This is a genomic window from Neobacillus pocheonensis, assembly GCF_050477905.1.
Lineage (GTDB): Bacteria > Bacillota > Bacilli > Bacillales > Cytobacillaceae > Neobacillus > Neobacillus pocheonensis_A.
Map to the genome: position 1 here is coordinate 1 of NZ_JBCNAD010000063.1, position 15,792 is coordinate 15,792.

Consider the following 15,792-nt stretch of genomic DNA (forward strand, 5'->3'; position numbering starts at 1 on the left):
CGTTTTTCTAGGTCAGTTCATTTTATGGGATAAGGTTTTTTTATTTATAAGAATGTTCTTTTTACTTTCTCAAAGAAGGAGTTGTCCTTAAGTTTTAAGGTTTTTAATTTTTTATCACTTAATTTAATTTGAATTTTATCGACATGGCGTACACTTAATGCCTCGTTGTCCATTCCCATTGTAGGGTAATCGTTGCCTTCCGGGATTACCTTGAGCGTAAGGGTTCTTTCACTGCTTAGTATAAACGAAGAGCCGAGGGTACGATACCGTTTATTATTAACGGATGCTACCTCACTTACCTGCATACAGGAGAGTAGCGGGTCAACAATAGAACCACTTACTGATTTATTATATGCTGTACTTCCAGTTGGAGTGGCAACGATTAGACCGTCTCCACGAAATGTCTCTAAATGCAATTCATCTACAAACACATCCACTACGAGCGTTTTAATAATGGAAGAGCGGATTGAAAATTCGTTTAAGCATGGAAAGGTTCCCTGACCATCAACAGAGACTTCAATCAGCGGATAGCGGCGAACTTCTAACTGTTCATTAAGCATAGCTAAAATCATTGATGAAACATCTTCAATTTTAAAATCACAATACATATTTAAACTGTTTTTTGTTGAAATCCCCATGTAAAGGCAATCATCACGGAAACCAGTTTTTCGTACAGCTTGAAGAAATGCACCGTCATCGCCAATGCTGGCAATAATATTTGCTTTTCGATAATCATTCACAATGGTAAAACCATAGCGTGCACTTGCTTCAAAAAGTGGAGCGGCTTTTGCAAGCAAATCTGGTTCATGCTTGTAATAATAGTAAATATTGCGTCTTTCTGCCATTTCCGTAACCCCCTGGTTGAATCTGAAAAAACAGTGGTTTTTTTTACACTTCCAAATTATTCACCTGTTAAATATTGTTTATCTGAAATTAGTTTAGCATTTTTAAGAAACAATATGAACGAGAGAACTTAAATTGTTAAAGTTTAGACAAAAAGGGGGAAATAATTTGAGTGGAAAACGCTGGGCTGCACTTGCGATTGCTGCCGTGTTATTTGTGGGATCGGTAGTAATTAACTTTTTATCTACCTTTGCCTTTAAAGGGATCGAAACCGATATTAATGAATTTATGAATCCCTCTGATAAGCCCTATACAGAGGAAGTGGTCCAAAAAGGAAGCGAATTGAAGAAAATAGTCATACTTAATGTCGATGGAGTCATTCAAGATACAGGTGATTCAGCAGCATCGTTATTACAAAATGTCAGTTATAATCATCAGGAATTTATGAAAAAGCTAAACTATATTAAAAAAGATGACACTGTGAAAGGCATTATTATTAAAGTAAATTCCCCAGGAGGCGGCGTAGTTGAAAGTGCAGAAATCCACGATCGATTAAAAGAAATTCAGAAGGATACGAAAAAACCTGTGTACATATCAATGGGCTCTATGGCTGCATCAGGGGGATATTATATTTCAACGGCAGCAAAAAAAATCTATGCCAGCCCTGAAACACTTACAGGCAGTCTCGGGGTAATTATGGAAGGAATTAATTATGAAGGACTAGCTGATAAGTATGGTGTTGATTTTGTCACGATTAAAAGTGGAAAATACAAAGATATTATGAGCCCAACGAGAAAAATGACCGAAGAGGAAAGGCAAATATTACAAAGAATGATTGATAATTCTTATGAAGGCTTTGTCAAAGTGATTTCAGAAGGCCGTCAAATGACAGTAGATCAAGTAAAAAAAATAGCTGACGGCCGAATTTATGATGGACGCCAGGCAAAAGATTTGCATTTGATTGATGGATTTGGCTATTTGGACGATGTCATTTCTGAGATGAAAAAAAATGAAAAGCTTAAGGGTGTCAAAGTGGTCCGTTATACCGATGATCTTGGGCTCGGTTCAATATTCAGTTTAAAAGCAAAAAAATGGATGAGTGACAACTCTGAAATGGGAGGGCTTATGAAAATCATTTCCAGACCGAATTCACCACGGATCATGTATTTATATGCGAGATAGGGGGCTCTAAATGGAATCGAATGATTATTTATTTGCAGAACTGGCTCCACATGAAACGGGAATCAATTGGCCGGTTCGTTATGCTGGATTTTGGATGCGCTTTTGGGCCTATCTACTTGACCTAATAGTTATTGGCAGTATTGAGCGAATAGTAATTAAGCCTGTTTTTCGCTTGCTTGATTTATCATTATCAGAATTTAATATGTTTGCACCTATTTCCATTGCTTCTGCTGTCATCTTTTACGTATATTTCGTGCTGATGACGAAATTATTTAATCAAACGCTAGGGAAAATGGTGTTTGGACTAAAAGTAATTGATTTAAAACAGGAAAAAATCTCATGGGGAACCATTCTTTTTCGGGAATGGATTGGCCGGTTTATCTCAGCGACGGTCATCGTTGGATACTTCATTGTAGCGTTTTTACCTAAAAAGCAGGGTCTTCATGATTTCTTTGCTAATACAACAGTTATCCATGCTGATCGTTAAAAATGAAACTATCAACGGTGGTTGATAGTTTTATTTTTCTAAAATGGGTAAATACTAACAGTCGGAAAGGTTGTGAAGGAAATTGTTTTGGCTGTTACTTTCCCTGTCCATACTACTGCTCTTATTTATTCTAATTATTTTTAGTAAATTAACGATTCTTGTAAATTACTATCACCATAATGACAATGATGACTTAAAAATTGAGTTTAGGATTTGGTTTGGGCTAATTAAATTTAAAAAACATATTCCATTAATAAAAGTTGATGATAATTCGCCTAGCATTGTGGTGAAGGATGATTCATCAAATAAAGATGCCAAACAAATTACTCCAAATGATGTTCTCACAAATCTAAAAAATACAAAAGAAATACTTCATCATGTTTTTGGAATGCATGTAATTGTTAGGAAATTTTTTCAAAAAGTCACGATAAAAAAACTAGAGTGGCACTCCTTTATTGGTGTCGGAGATGCAGCTTATACGGGTATGGCGACAGGCGCGCTATGGGGGATAAAAGGTGGAATAGTTGGTCTTCTTAGTCATTTTTTAAAACTTAAAGAAATGCCCCATTTAACGGTAACTCCGCATTTTCAAGCTGCCGTAATTCAGACACAGTTGACATGTATGTTTCAGTTTCGAATCGGGCAAGCTATTCTGGCAGGATTAAAACTGATTAAATTCTGGAAAGGCGGGAAACCGCACTTTAAAAGCAAAGCAGATATTTCAAATGAAAAAATGAAATCCATTTGATGGAGGAGGGTACTGTATGTCTGATCACCCAATTCAAGGTTTAATGACAACAGCGATGGAAAGCTTAAAAGAAATGATTGATGTAAATACGATTATCGGGGATCCAGTAGAAACCCCAGACGGAAGTGTCATTTTAACAGTTTCAAAGGTTGGTTTTGGATTCGCTGCCGGAGGCAGTGAATTTAAGATGGATAGTTCTCAGTCGCAATCCGGTAACCAAAATCAAGGTCAGGGGCAAAGTCAAGGGCAGCCTAAATTACCGTTTGGCGGAGGTAGTGGCGGCGGCGTTTCAATTACACCGATTGCCTTCTTAATTGTCAATTCGCACGGAGTCAAAATGCTTCACTTGGACGAGAGCACTCATTTGTATGAGAAAATTTTAGAGGTTGCCCCACAAGCCGTCGATAAAATTCAGCAAATGTTCTCCAAAAAAGATAACCAACAAGTCAATAATCAAGCTAAACAGGATTTAGACCTATAGCAGAAAAGGTTAATCTTCCGAAACAACGAGGAAGGTTAACTTTTTTAATGAGATGAGCAGCTGCAATACGTATTAATTGCAAAAATAATTCTGAAAAGATATATTTACACTGTACATATTCGAGATAAACAAAGGAGGATGTAATAATGGCAAATGTTACATTTAAAGGAAACCCAGTTACACTACTTGGTAATGAAGTAAAGGTTGGAGACAAAGCTCCAAATTTCTCAGTCCTAGCAAATGATTTATCCGCTGTTACTTTAGACGATACGAAGGGGCAAGTTCGTTTAATTAGTGCAGTACCCTCTCTAGATACAGGTGTTTGTGATGCAGAAACACGCCGTTTTAATGAAGAAGCTAATTCTTTAGGAGGCGTAAAAATCTTAACTATTAGCTGTGATCTTCCATTTGCTCAAAAGCGTTGGTGCTCAGCAGCGGGAATTGAAAATGTGCAAACTTTATCAGATCACCGCGACCTTTCTTTTGGTGAAGCATATGGTGTGGCCATCCAAGAATTAAGATTATTAACTCGCGCATTATTTGTAGTTGACTCCAGCGACACTGTAACATATGTGGAATATTTAAGTGAAGCGACCAACCACCCTAACTACGAAGCAGCACTTGAAGCAGCAAAAGCAGCAAAATAATTGTAAACGATTGAAGGCCTCGTCATATGGCGGGGCCTTTTAGTTGTTTAAATTCTTATTTTTCGTTTAAAATGGTTAAGGAAATCAATGATAGGGGGAGAAAAATGAATATTTCTCCAATAGAACAATTATTTACTTTATTTAATGAAACAGCAATGACATTACAAGAAGAATTAAATTGTACATATCTAGAAGCGCTAGCTGAAACAGGAGAGAATTTATTTCAGGGCTCCATACTTCAAGAAGAGTTAAGTGAATTAACAGTTAAGCGGCTCAAGAAACAGTACGAAGACATTCATATTCAAAAGTATTCGAATGAGGAAATCCGCAAGGCATATCAGCTGGTTATTTTAAAAGGGATGAAAGAAAATGTCCAGCCGAACCATCAAATGACTCCGGATACGGTTGGGATGCTAGTAGGATATCTTGTTGAAAGATTTATGAAGCAATCAAGTTTTCGATTGCTGGACCCAGCCGTCGGTACCGGTAATTTATTAACGACTGTTCTAAATCACATGCAAAGAAAGATAACATCCATCGGGGTAGAAATTGATGATCTTTTAATCAAGCTTGCATATGTAAATGCTAATTTACAAGAGCATCCGGTTCAGTTGTTTAATCAGGACAGTTTAGAACCTTTATTCATTGATCCTGTTGATGCGATTATCGCTGATTTGCCTGTAGGTTTTTACCCTAATGATGTAAGAGCTGCCGATTACCAACTAAAAGCGGATGAAGGACATTCGTATGCCCATCATTTATTTATTGAGCAAAGTGTTCGACACACAAAGCCTGGGGGCTATTTATTTTTCATTATTCCCAATGGACTTTTTGAAAGTGAACAAGCAGACCAGCTCAAGGAATATTTTAAAGAAAATGTAATAATTCAAGGATTGCTTCAACTACCGACAAGTATGTTTAAAAACAAATCAGCAGCGAAAAGCATCTTAATTTTGCAGAAAAAAGGAGTAAATGTCACACCTCCTAAACAAGCGCTGCTTGTCGATTTGCCAAGTTTGTCAAGTGCGGTAGAAGTGGATAAAATTTTGGTAAAAATGGAAAAGTGGTTTCAAGAAAATAAAGGATAAAACCGAAGAATTATCGCGGTTTTATCCTTTTTTAATTTTCAAATTAATCGAATATATTTATATTTTGCTGAAAACGTTCCCAATTAAAATATTCCTTGATATGTGATTTCTAGAGTGTTTAAATGAGGAATTGAGAGAAATAATCGAGGTCGGTTAGAGCAAAATAAAGTTGAACTATTAACATTTAAACTAACCGATGTTGTTATATAAAAGGAGCGTCAGCAAATGGCAAAAATTATTGCAATCAATGCAGGAAGTTCATCCTTAAAGTTTCAATTATTTGAAATGCCAAGCGAAGAAGTGATTACAAAGGGATTAATCGAAAGAATCGGCTTAAAGGACTCGATTTTTAATATTACGGCAAATGGAGAAAAAGTCCAAGAGATCCTCGATATCCCTGACCATGAAATTGCGGTCAAAATGCTATTAGATAAATTGACTTCATTAGGAATCATTGCCTCCCTTAGTGAGATTGATGGAATTGGCCACCGTGTTGTCCATGGTGGAGAAGCATTTAATGATTCCGTTCTTATAACTGACGAGGTATTAGCAGCAATTGAAGAATTATCAGAGCTTGCTCCATTGCATAACCCAGCTAATATTACAGGTATTAAAGCATTCCAAAATGTGTTGCCAAATGTTCCAGCTATTGCAGTTTTCGATACTGCCTTCCATCAAACAATGCCGGAAAGCTCTTTCCTTTATAGTCTTCCATATGAATACTATGAAAAATATGGCATTCGGAAATATGGTTTTCATGGGACAAGTCATAAATATGTTTCACAGCGTGCAGCCGAACTGCTAGGCCGTCCAGTCGAACAGCTTCGTCTCATTTCCTGTCACTTAGGGAATGGAGCGAGTATCGCGGCGATTGAAGGTGGAAAATCTATCGATACATCCATGGGCTTTACACCGCTGGCAGGTGTGACAATGGGAACACGGTCTGGAAACATTGACCCTGCCCTCATTCCATTTATTATGGAAAAAACAAACAAAACGGCAGAAGAAGTACTCGATGTTTTAAATAAAAAGAGTGGAATGCTTGGTGTTTCTGGTTTCTCAAGTGATTTACGAGATATTGAAATTCAAGCTAAAGAAGGAAACGCGCGTGCACAGTTAGCGTTAGATGTTTTTGCCAACCGCATTCATAAATATATAGGCTCATACGCTTCTAGAATGTATGGCGTTGATGCGATTATTTTTACAGCAGGTATTGGTGAAAACAGCGACGTAATCCGCGAAAACGTATTAAAAGGCCTTGAATTTATGGGCGTTTATTGGGATCCTGCTTTGAATAAAGTAAGAGGCGAGGAAGCGTTTATCAATTATCCTCACTCCCCAGTAAAAGTCATCATTATTCCAACAAATGAAGAAGTCATGATCGCGAGAGACGTTGTTCGTTTAGCAGCAATCTAATAATCAAAAAGGCAAAGGCGGGTGACTGCTTTTGCCTTTCTTTGTGCTATACTGAAAGAAAAAGTTAAAAAGGAGGAACCTAAACATGCCACCGCTAACAAACCGCGAGAACAAAGTCTTAACTGACATACGTCAATGGGAAAATAAGATACTTAACTATGAATCAAACGATTTACGTTTAACGTATGAAACATATTTAGAGCGGTCCTTTTCCTTATTGCCTGAAAATGTTCAAAGGCAGTTTTTTTCGGTCATAGATAGCTGGCTGTTTTATTTGCATGGAATTATCCAAGGTTCCCAATTTCAAATGGATGCAAAAGAGAGAATTCTATCTTCCGGGAGAGCTTTTCGGAAGGACATTGAAAAAATTAAAGATTTAAAGCAATTAGAAATAGATCAATTGCAGTATATTGCTGAACAGCAAATAGCAAGACACCGTTTTTATTCGTTTGCACAGGGTGGTTTGGCAGGTATGGGTAGTACACTTCTTTTAGGAACGGACATTCCAGCAATGGCAGTGATTAATTTAAGAGTTGTTCAATTAATAGCTTCTGTCTATGGGTTCGATGTGAATACCCCATTTGAAATGATGACATCCCTAAAGGTTTTTCATACCGCAACATTACCACCCGGAATTCAAAAAGAGGGCTGGTTATCTCTGATAAAGGACTTAGATGCAGATGGTGATCCTTATTTTTACGAAGGAACAGAGGAAATCACCGATATCACATGGCTTGAGCAGCCAGTCCAACAAATATTGAAAGCAATCGTTATCATCCTGTTTCGGAAAAAGTTAGTTCGAGGAGTACCGCTAATAAGCATGGCGATTGGTGCTGGAACTAATTATCATTTAACAAGAAAAGTAACGGATTTGGCCCATAAATACTATCAACTTCGTTATCTAATGGAAAAAGAGGAGTTTTTTGGATGAGCACTAAGGAGCATAAACGGGAAGCACCTAAAACGGTAAATTGTAAAGTGATCACCGTCAGTGATACGAGAAACAAGGATACAGATAAGAGCGGCAGGCTGATGATGGACTTACTTGAGCAGGCTGAACACAAGATTGTCGATTATGTGATTGTAAAAGACGAAACCCGTCCAATCCAAACTGAAATTCTTAAAGGCTGCGACCGCGATGATATTGATGTTATTTTAACAAATGGTGGTACTGGAATAGCCAAGCGTGATGTTACGATTGAAACGGTTCAAAGTCTACTGGAGAAAGAAATTGTCGGCTTCGGAGAATTGTTTAGGATGCTTAGTTATCAAGAGGATATTGGTTCTGCAGCCATTCTTTCAAGAGCAATTGCTGGAGTTGTCCAAAATAAAGCCGTGTTTTCCACACCAGGTTCTTCCGGAGCAGTGAAGTTGGCGATGAATAAATTAATTCTTCCTGAACTTGGCCATATTGTAAGAGAAATTAAGAAAGATTTATAAAAAAAGAAGAAAACTCCCTTAAAAGCAGGGAGTTTTTTAATGATGGGTTTTGGATGATAGAGTTTGATTAGCACGGTACCATAACCATAAATCATTAATAATTGAGGCAAGCTCTGCTATCTCCGTGTTCAATTGACAAGACCGTTTGAAGTTACTTTCGTCGGAAAGTTGGGCTTGTTTTTGATTGATTTGGTTTTCGAGCTCAGCTATGCGGTCAGGGATAGAACCGCGGATTTGTTCCCAATTAAATAAGATATTTTCCCGAGATTCTTTACTATATTCATCCCATTCTTTTGTTAAATCAGGTATGAGAATACCAAGACGTTGATCGAAAGAAAAATGTTCTTTCATAATTGCCTCCAAATTTGTTTAGTTGATTTCATTGTACTACACATTAAGTAAGCCTTCACGATAAAACTATTAGAAAGCACGAAGCCGAATGGGCCTCGTGCTCGTTATTATTCATTTTCTTTTTCTGTACGGACGACAAGGACATCACATGGGGCATAGCGCGTTATATGTTCAGAGACACTGCCGATAAAGAATCTTTCCACAACATTCATTCCGGTTGCACCGCAAAGTATTAAATCTACCTTATGTTTTTTAGCTACCTCTCTCGGGATTCTTAGTTTTGGAGAACCAAAATCAATTTCATATTGAACTTCTGGTAAATCAGCGTCTAAAGCTTGTTGTTGATAGTTTTCAAGCATATCCTTTGCTAACTTTTCTGCTCGATCTCCGATAACTGTGTCATAGCCTTCAACTAATGCAAATGATCTGGTGTCGATTACGTGGACTAAAAGTATCTTGGCATTATTTCTTTTGGCAATTTCAAGCCCTTTTTTAAAAGCCCAATCAGCCTCTTTCGAACCATCAATAGCGACTAAAATATTTTTATATTTAAGTCCCATGATCATCATCTCCTCAACCTAATTATACAATATTTAACAACGCATAACTGTTGCAATTTTTCGAACAATAATGAAGTAACTTACATTGGAAAGGAGATTTGCAAAGTGATTTTCAATGATCCGAATAAACAATTTTCGTTTGAGTTTGACGAACAAGGTGCAAATGAAGTAAGCGAGCAAATATTTGATTCCTATAACAGCGGTTTTATTGATCAGGGTACGGCACTTGCTGACAAAGAAGATTTTGCAGTAGCAGAGGAGTAAATCTAAATTAATATGAAAGTAGAAGGCTGTCCTATAATAACCGGATAGTCTTTTTTTTGGACAAATGTCTAGGAAATTTCAGCTTAGAGGGGCATAAACCCAAGAATCTACATCAACAAATGCATAATCTTTAGTGTGTAATTTATTAAAAAAGAGGAGGAAAAAAATGAATACTGGAATGCCTGTTGATGTGAATTATGATTTGGTGAACCCAGCGGATGAAAGGATTCGCCCAGGGTTCGGACATTTTGGGGGGTTCGGGCACTTTGGACACTTCGGCGGTTTTGGCCGTCCGTTTGGATTTGGTTTTGGCCGTCCGTTTGGATTTGGTTTTGGCCGTCCATTCGGTTTTGGATTTGGGCTCCCATTCCTAACTGGGTTAGCTGCAGGTGCATTATTAACTCCAGGTTATGGATATGGATATGGATATGGTTATCCTTATGGATACGGATATCCTTATGGATACGGATACGATTACCCATACTATCCTTGGTATTAATTGAAAAGCAAAACAAAAGCTTTGCCGGGTATGGCAAAGCTTTTGCTACGATATCTTTGTTGTTACATCTTACTTAGTAAAAAGGTTATAATAGAGTTGTCTTGGTTAATATTAGAAGTCGATACTTATTTGGAGGTAAGCACATGCGGATTGGAGTACCTAAAGAGATAAAAAATAATGAAAACCGTGTAGCCATGACACCGGCAGGAGTAGTGAATCTTGTGAAATTTGGTCATGAAGTCATGATCGAAAAAAGCGCAGGACTGGGCTCTGGCTTTTCAGATAAGGATTATCGTTTAGCTGGTGCAAAGCTGGTTGAAACAGCTGAAGAAGCCTGGTCGATGGAAATGGTAATGAAGGTTAAGGAGCCGCTTCCAAGTGAATATAAATACTTTCGTGAAGGATTAATACTATTTACATATTTACATCTAGCACCTGAACCAGAATTAACGAAAGCGTTAATTGATAATAAAGTGGTTGGTATTGCCTATGAAACGGTTCAGTTAGCAAACCGCAGCCTGCCGTTATTGACACCGATGAGTGAAGTAGCCGGTAGAATGGCAGCTCAAATTGGCGCACAATTTTTAGAGAAGGTTAATGGAGGAATGGGCATTCTTCTTTCTGGAGTGCCAGGGGTACAAAGAGGCGTTGTTACCATTATTGGCGGAGGAGTTGCTGGAACCAATGCGGCAAAAATGGCAATTGGATTAGGAGCTAAAGTGACAATTATCGATTTAAACCCAGATCGTTTACGCCAATTAGATGACATTTTTGGATCAGATGTTACGACATTAATGTCCAATCCTTATAATATTGCCGAAGCGATAAAGGAGTCTGATTTAGTCATTGGTGCGGTTCTCATTCCTGGGGCTAAGGCGCCAAAGTTGGTTACAGAGGGAATGATTCAATCGATGAAACCGGGAAGTGTTGTCGTAGATATCGCGATAGACCAAGGTGGTATTTTTGAAACAACAGACCGAATTACCACACATGATAATCCAACTTATGAGAAGCATGGTGTTGTCCATTATGCCGTTGCCAATATGCCAGGTGCAGTACCGCGAACTTCGACCATAGCTTTAACTAACGTGACTGTTCCGTATGCGGTTCAAATAGCCAATAAGGGCTACCAAAAAGCTTGTCTTGAAAATGAAGCATTGTTAAAGGGAATCAATACCCTTGGCGGCTATGTGACCTATGAGGCTGTTGCTGAGGCACATGGACTAGAATTTAAAGATACGAAATTATTGTTGGAAAAATAAGGATTCGTGGCGTCTTCCATGAGGATAGTTTTTGAAGGGTTATCTCTGATTTTGTCCTCATGAATCGTTCATGAGGACAGAATTCATGGGTGCATAGCTAATTTTGTCCTCATGAGGCTTTCATGAGGACAAAGTTCATGGGTGCAAAGCTGATTTTGTCTTCATAGGGCTTTCATGAGGACAGAATTCATGGGTGCATGGCTGATTTTGTCCTTATGAATCGTTCATGAGGACAGTTTTCGTTACTTTATTATTGAATTTGTCCACATAATATATACTCCAATTATAGAAAATGCTTTTTGACAAGGAACGCTTTTTTCTTTAATAAAATAGGAAAACCAGCTCCAAAATGGAACTGGCTTTAATACTAAAACTATGTAGCCGCATTTGCCGTATTCTATATAAGAAAGTTTTAAACCACCACTCCTCAAAGTGGGTGTTCTCAGAAGCTTTGCTGCTTGTCCTCCATGTCTTATAGACAGAGGCTTGTCATCCGGCTTCATTGTTTAAACTCCCTATTACAGCTTATAAGGTTAAAACTTTATTATTATTACGTACAACGCAGCTTGTATTTTTATATTACATCAATTGGCCAAGCATTTCAATGTAAAAAACATCCAGATGGATTATTGGATAATTTGCAGCTCTTTCGGGAATTTGGTTAAAATCTTGGCACCATCTGCACCAATATACACATCATCCTCAATACGAACTCCTGCCACATTAGGCACATAAATTCCAGGTTCGATTGTATAAACCATACCTTCTTTAATCACTAATTCGTTTGTTTCTGTTAGCGATGGATATTCGTGTATGCTGATCCCAAGTCCATGACCGAGTCGGTGTGGAAAATACTCGCCAAATCCTGCTTCGGCAATAATTCTCCGGGCAGTTAAATCTACTTCTGCTGCAGTAATACCAGGCCTACTTGCCTCAACAGCAGCAAGCTGTGCTTTTAATACGGTATCATAAATTTCCTTTTGCTTATCGTTAATGTCTCCGAAAGCAACCGTTCTTGTAATATCTGAACAATAACGATCAACAACAACACCTAAATCGAATAAGACTAAATCGCCTTTTTGGATTTTCGTCGTACCAGGTGTGCCGTGTGGGGAAGCAGCATTTGCTCCAGTCAATACCATCGTGGCAAAGGACATTTCGGTAACACCCTTTTGTTTAAGAGCGAATTCAACAGCATTCAGTACTTCCAGCTCAGTTTTACCCTCTTTTATTTCACTGCAGCCAACTTCAATGGCATAATCAGCTAGAGCACAAGCCTCTTCGATTATCTTTAATTCTTTAGCGTCCTTAATCATGCGAAGCATTCTTAATTTTTCCTCAGCAGAAACAAAAGCTGCATTAGGGAATAACCTTGAAAGCTGTTCGTACCGCTCCACATTCATATGTTCTTTTTCAATCGCTGCCTTTGAAACGGAGTTGATTCGTTTATTGATTGAATTTAAAATCATTTCCCATGGATTTTCGATGTCGCTAAAACCGATAATCTCATGTTCCCAGCCGGAACGTTTAGCATCATGAACCTCCATCCCCGGACAAACCAAAAACGGCTCCTGCTCTTGAAAAACGACAAGGGCTAGCAAGCGTTCATGAGGGTTTGTGAAATATCCGCTTAAATAAAATACATTTTCTGAAGAGGTAAGGAAACTTACTTCAATATCATTTTCCTTCATCCATGTTTGAAGCTTTTCGATACGGTGATTCATTTTTGGAGTCCCCCTAAAAATTCAAATCCACTATGAGATTATCAATATTAAAAGTAATTGTAAACCATCTTCCCTTAGCTTGTGCTAAAACAAATCGGATATGGATATAAATGAGGAAGGAAATTCAAACTTTTTATGGAAGTACATAATAAACCATTTTGAAAGGGGATAGTGAAATGAAAGTTTCATACCATGGCCATTCGGTTGTCCAAATAAACTCTAATGGCAAAACAATTTTAATTGATCCATTTATTACTGGAAACCCATTAGCAGACATAAAAGCAGATGATGTAAATCCTGATGTAATCATTCTGTCGCATGGTCACAATGACCATGTTGGAGATACCGTACAATTAGCGAAAAAACACAAGGCCCTTGTTATCGCCGCGTTTGAGCTGGCTGATTATTTAAGCTCACAAGGGGTTCAAACTCATGGCATGTCTATTGGCGGCGCCTATCAGTTTGATTTTGGAAAGGTGAAGTTCACTCAAGCATTCCACGGTTCCAGCTATACGACGGAAGATAATCAAATCATTTATTGTGGCATGCCTGCGGGTATTCTATTTATGAATGAAGGAAAAACCATTTACCATGCCGGTGATACAGCTTTATTCTCTGATATGAAACTGATTGGGGAACGCCACCCTATCGATGTTGCCTTCTTACCAATCGGTGATAATTTTACAATGGGTCCAGAAGATGCGGCCTATGCAGCAAAGCTATTAAATGCGCAAAAAGTTGTGCCTATGCACTATAATACCTTCCCGCCAATCAAACAAGATCCATTTCATTTTATTGAAATGCTAGAAGCTAAGAATGGGATAGTATTAAAGCCTGGAGAAGCTATCGAATTATAAATGTTCTTAGGCCTTCACATACTTTTTTTCTTCCTCTGTGCATAAAAATGAAACAAGCACTTTTTTTAAAGGAGGAAAAAATATTGAAAAAGAATAGATATTTACTTTGCTTATTGCTTTGTGCGTTTATGCTTTATTTTGCCATACCAAGATTATCGCTGCATGCCAATGGAGCGGAAGGGATTTTCGCGCTGTCCTGGTTAGCTTTTGCTTTGATTGTTATAGCAGGTAATTTAACAGGGTTGTTATATACCCCAAAGAAAACTATTTCCAAAATTCAATCGCAACAATTAAAGAGAAAATCGCGCTCATTTCATTAATCAGTGAGAAACCGCATTGAATCAAGGCTTTTAACACTTTATAATAAAATTTAAATGTAATTGACTAAATCTTGACAGTATAGATTGGAATTTGATTATAAAGGGTGAAGGTCTTGGCTACTAAGCATGAACAAATATTACAATACATTGATGGACTTCCGATTGGGGAAAAAATATCCGTTCGGCAAATCGCCAAGGCGATGACCGTAAGTGAGGGCACTGCCTACCGGGCAATAAAAGAAGCAGAAAATAAAGGCTATGTCAGTACAATCGAACGCGTTGGAACTATAAGGATTGAACGGAAAAAGAAAGAAAATATCGAAAAGTTGACCTTTGCCGAAGTGGTCAACATTGTCGACGGTCAGTTATTAGGCGGAAGGGCCGGTTTGCATAAGACCCTGAATAAATTTGTGATCGGTGCGATGAAATTAGAGGCAATGATGCGCTATACCGAAGCTGGCAACCTGTTAATTGTCGGAAACCGTACGCAGGCACATGAGCTTGCCTTGAAGGCTGGAGCAGCTGTTTTGGTCACTGGAGGATTTGATACAGAGGAACATGTTAAAAGGTTAGCGGATAAACTGGAATTGCCCGTTATATCAACTAGCTATGATACGTTTACGGTTGCCACGATGATTAATCGTGCTATATATGACCAATTAATCAAAAAAGAAATTATTTTGGTGGAAGATATTTTAACGCCTATTTCAGAAACTTTTTTTCTAAAAACGAATGATAAGGTGTCAAAATGGCATGAATTAAATCGACAAACAACCCATAGCCGTTACCCTGTAGTCGATCAAAATATGAGAATTCAAGGAATGGTAACCAGTAAGGATGTATTAGGCGAGCATGCTGAAACATCAATTGATAAAATCATGACCAAACATCCAATGACCGTAAACGGGAAGACCAGTGTTGCTTCCACTGCCCATACGATGGTGTGGGAGGGGATTGAAGTTCTTCCCGTAGCTGATGACTCCAATCGTCTTGAAGGATTAATCAGCAGGCAGGATGTTTTAAAAGCGCTTCAAATGAATCAAAGACAGCCGCAGGTTGGGGAAACGATTGATGATATCGTGACCAATCAAATGGTGTTAATGCAGGGGAGAGCAAAAGGAGAAGATGCCTTTTCTTGTGAAGTGACACCGCAAATGACGAATCATCTAGGAACGATTTCATATGGTGTATTTACCACTATTGTCTCAGATGCAGCGAATCGAGTACTCAGAAGTTTAAAAAAAGGCGACCTCGTCGTCGAAAATATGACCATCTACTTTATAAAACCAGTTCAAATGGAAAGCAAGCTGGAGATTTTTCCTAAAATTCTTGAAGTCGGCCGGAAATTTGGGAAAGTGGACGTTGAAGTGTTCAATGATGGAGTATTAGTTGGAAAAGCGATGATGATGTGCCAGTTGATCGACAGGACATAGAAAAGCGGAAGCGCCCGTTTTGCGACGTATGGCCTGGAGCGCTCCAACTGAGATAAAGGAAACACGAAGAGCGTCAGCTTTTTCGTGTTGACATATCGTAGGGCGGAGAGCGAAGGACACTAGTCGCTGGGCGCTGGAGCTAGACAGTTAACAAAGTGATATACTAAAGCCGCTTCTATTCAAAGAAGCG

At 38.3% G+C, this 15,792-nt stretch carries 19 protein-coding genes and 1 other RNA gene; 15 read left to right on the forward strand and 5 right to left on the reverse strand.

Translation table 11 applies throughout. From position 1 onward, the window contains the following. Positions 1-44: 44 nt before the first annotated feature. Entirely contained in the window at positions 45-845 is an 801-nt protein-coding gene (locus tag ABES02_RS26780) for an NAD kinase (protein ID WP_430140807.1), read from the reverse strand. 166 nt (positions 846-1,011) lie between these two features. Here ABES02_RS26780 and sppA point away from each other — a divergent pair, with 166 nt between their 5' ends. The 9 genes from sppA (at position 1,012) to ABES02_RS26825 (ending at position 8,332) form a co-directional block, all read left to right on the forward strand. Further along, on the forward strand, positions 1,012-2,025 hold the full coding sequence (gene sppA, locus ABES02_RS26785) for a signal peptide peptidase SppA (protein ID WP_430140809.1): 1,014 nt from the start codon (positions 1,012-1,014) through the stop codon (positions 2,023-2,025). A gap of 10 nt (positions 2,026-2,035) precedes the next feature. Further along, entirely contained in the window at positions 2,036-2,512 is a 477-nt protein-coding gene (locus ABES02_RS26790) for an RDD family protein (protein ID WP_430140811.1), read from the forward strand. An 82-nt stretch (positions 2,513-2,594) separates the two neighbouring features. Then, positions 2,595-3,260 carry a DUF2953 domain-containing protein gene (locus ABES02_RS26795; RefSeq protein ID WP_430140812.1) on the forward strand — a complete coding sequence of 222 codons (666 nt, stop codon included), beginning with the start codon at positions 2,595-2,597 and terminating at the stop codon, positions 3,258-3,260. Between the two features lie 16 nt (positions 3,261-3,276). After that, entirely contained in the window at positions 3,277-3,741 is a 465-nt protein-coding gene (gene ytfJ / locus ABES02_RS26800) for a GerW family sporulation protein (RefSeq protein ID WP_430140813.1), read from the forward strand. A 146-nt stretch (positions 3,742-3,887) separates the two neighbouring features. Then, complete coding sequence (gene tpx, locus ABES02_RS26805) at positions 3,888-4,388, forward strand: thiol peroxidase (RefSeq protein ID WP_430140814.1); 501 nt, start codon at positions 3,888-3,890, stop codon at positions 4,386-4,388. Between the two features lie 104 nt (positions 4,389-4,492). Then, entirely contained in the window at positions 4,493-5,476 is a 984-nt protein-coding gene (locus ABES02_RS26810) for a class I SAM-dependent methyltransferase (protein ID WP_430140816.1), read from the forward strand. A gap of 225 nt (positions 5,477-5,701) precedes the next feature. Further along, a complete protein-coding gene (locus tag ABES02_RS26815) occupies positions 5,702-6,892 on the forward strand; it encodes an acetate kinase (protein WP_430140817.1) in 1,191 nt (396 codons plus the stop codon). 85 nt (positions 6,893-6,977) lie between these two features. Continuing rightward, a complete protein-coding gene (locus ABES02_RS26820; protein ID WP_430140818.1) occupies positions 6,978-7,823 on the forward strand; it encodes an EcsC family protein in 846 nt (281 codons plus the stop codon). Beyond that, complete coding sequence (locus ABES02_RS26825) at positions 7,820-8,332, forward strand: MogA/MoaB family molybdenum cofactor biosynthesis protein (protein WP_430140819.1); 513 nt, start codon at positions 7,820-7,822, stop codon at positions 8,330-8,332. Before ABES02_RS26820 ends, ABES02_RS26825 begins: the two co-directional genes overlap by 4 nt. 36 nt (positions 8,333-8,368) lie before the next feature. Here ABES02_RS26825 and ABES02_RS26830 read toward each other — a convergent pair whose 3' ends face one another. Further along, positions 8,369-8,683, reverse strand: coding sequence for a hypothetical protein (locus ABES02_RS26830; RefSeq protein WP_430140820.1), 315 nt, complete (start codon positions 8,681-8,683; stop codon positions 8,369-8,371). Between the two features lie 107 nt (positions 8,684-8,790). After that, a complete protein-coding gene (locus ABES02_RS26835) occupies positions 8,791-9,243 on the reverse strand; it encodes a universal stress protein (RefSeq protein ID WP_430140821.1) in 453 nt (150 codons plus the stop codon). A 105-nt stretch (positions 9,244-9,348) separates the two neighbouring features. On the opposite strand from ABES02_RS26835, the gene ABES02_RS26840 reads away from it, so the two are divergent. From ABES02_RS26840 to ald, 3 genes are all read left to right on the forward strand, one after another. Beyond that, the gene (locus tag ABES02_RS26840) at positions 9,349-9,507 is read left to right on the forward strand and encodes a hypothetical protein (RefSeq protein ID WP_430140822.1); all 159 of its coding nucleotides are present in this window, start codon (positions 9,349-9,351) and stop codon (positions 9,505-9,507) included. A 166-nt stretch (positions 9,508-9,673) separates the two neighbouring features. Then, positions 9,674-10,006: a hypothetical protein gene (locus tag ABES02_RS26845; RefSeq protein ID WP_430140823.1), complete on the forward strand. Its 333-nt coding sequence runs from the start codon at positions 9,674-9,676 to the stop codon at positions 10,004-10,006. A 143-nt stretch (positions 10,007-10,149) separates the two neighbouring features. After that, complete coding sequence (ald, locus tag ABES02_RS26850; RefSeq protein ID WP_430140825.1) at positions 10,150-11,268, forward strand: alanine dehydrogenase; 1,119 nt, start codon at positions 10,150-10,152, stop codon at positions 11,266-11,268. 374 nt (positions 11,269-11,642) lie between these two features. On the opposite strand, the gene ssrS is transcribed toward ald, so the two are convergent. Beyond that, a non-coding RNA gene (gene ssrS / locus ABES02_RS26855) (6S RNA) lies at positions 11,643-11,839 on the reverse strand. Between the two features lie 55 nt (positions 11,840-11,894). Next, entirely contained in the window at positions 11,895-12,992 is a 1,098-nt protein-coding gene (locus tag ABES02_RS26860; protein ID WP_430140827.1) for a M24 family metallopeptidase, read from the reverse strand. A 176-nt stretch (positions 12,993-13,168) separates the two neighbouring features. Here ABES02_RS26860 and ABES02_RS26865 point away from each other — a divergent pair, with 176 nt between their 5' ends. From ABES02_RS26865 to ABES02_RS26875, 3 genes are all read left to right on the forward strand, one after another. Then, positions 13,169-13,849, forward strand: coding sequence for a metal-dependent hydrolase (locus tag ABES02_RS26865; RefSeq protein WP_430140828.1), 681 nt, complete (start codon positions 13,169-13,171; stop codon positions 13,847-13,849). An 83-nt stretch (positions 13,850-13,932) separates the two neighbouring features. Next, positions 13,933-14,169 (forward strand): hypothetical protein, encoded by a 237-nt coding sequence (locus tag ABES02_RS26870; protein ID WP_430140830.1) that lies wholly within the window; start codon positions 13,933-13,935, stop codon positions 14,167-14,169. Positions 14,170-14,282: 113 nt separating this feature from the next. Next, entirely contained in the window at positions 14,283-15,602 is a 1,320-nt protein-coding gene (locus ABES02_RS26875; RefSeq protein ID WP_430140831.1) for a DRTGG domain-containing protein, read from the forward strand. Positions 15,603-15,792: the final 190 nt, after the last annotated feature.

Coding starts and splice junctions, on each gene's coding strand:
- ABES02_RS26810 (WP_430140816.1), top strand. CDS start 4,493: ATGAATATTTCTCCAATAGAACAATTATTTACTTTATTTAATGAAACA.
- ABES02_RS26815 (WP_430140817.1), top strand. CDS start 5,702: ATGGCAAAAATTATTGCAATCAATGCAGGAAGTTCATCCTTAAAGTTT.
- ABES02_RS26780 (WP_430140807.1), bottom strand. CDS start 845: ATGGCAGAAAGACGCAATATTTACTATTATTACAAGCATGAACCAGAT.
- ABES02_RS26790 (WP_430140811.1), top strand. CDS start 2,036: ATGGAATCGAATGATTATTTATTTGCAGAACTGGCTCCACATGAAACG.
- ABES02_RS26865 (WP_430140828.1), top strand. CDS start 13,169: ATGAAAGTTTCATACCATGGCCATTCGGTTGTCCAAATAAACTCTAAT.
- ABES02_RS26860 (WP_430140827.1), bottom strand. CDS start 12,992: ATGAATCACCGTATCGAAAAGCTTCAAACATGGATGAAGGAAAATGAT.
- ABES02_RS26825 (WP_430140819.1), top strand. CDS start 7,820: ATGAGCACTAAGGAGCATAAACGGGAAGCACCTAAAACGGTAAATTGT.
- ald (WP_430140825.1), top strand. CDS start 10,150: ATGCGGATTGGAGTACCTAAAGAGATAAAAAATAATGAAAACCGTGTA.
- ABES02_RS26830 (WP_430140820.1), bottom strand. CDS start 8,683: ATGAAAGAACATTTTTCTTTCGATCAACGTCTTGGTATTCTCATACCT.
- ABES02_RS26835 (WP_430140821.1), bottom strand. CDS start 9,243: ATGGGACTTAAATATAAAAATATTTTAGTCGCTATTGATGGTTCGAAA.
- ytfJ (WP_430140813.1), top strand. CDS start 3,277: ATGTCTGATCACCCAATTCAAGGTTTAATGACAACAGCGATGGAAAGC.
- tpx (WP_430140814.1), top strand. CDS start 3,888: ATGGCAAATGTTACATTTAAAGGAAACCCAGTTACACTACTTGGTAAT.
- ABES02_RS26820 (WP_430140818.1), top strand. CDS start 6,978: ATGCCACCGCTAACAAACCGCGAGAACAAAGTCTTAACTGACATACGT.
- ABES02_RS26845 (WP_430140823.1), top strand. CDS start 9,674: ATGAATACTGGAATGCCTGTTGATGTGAATTATGATTTGGTGAACCCA.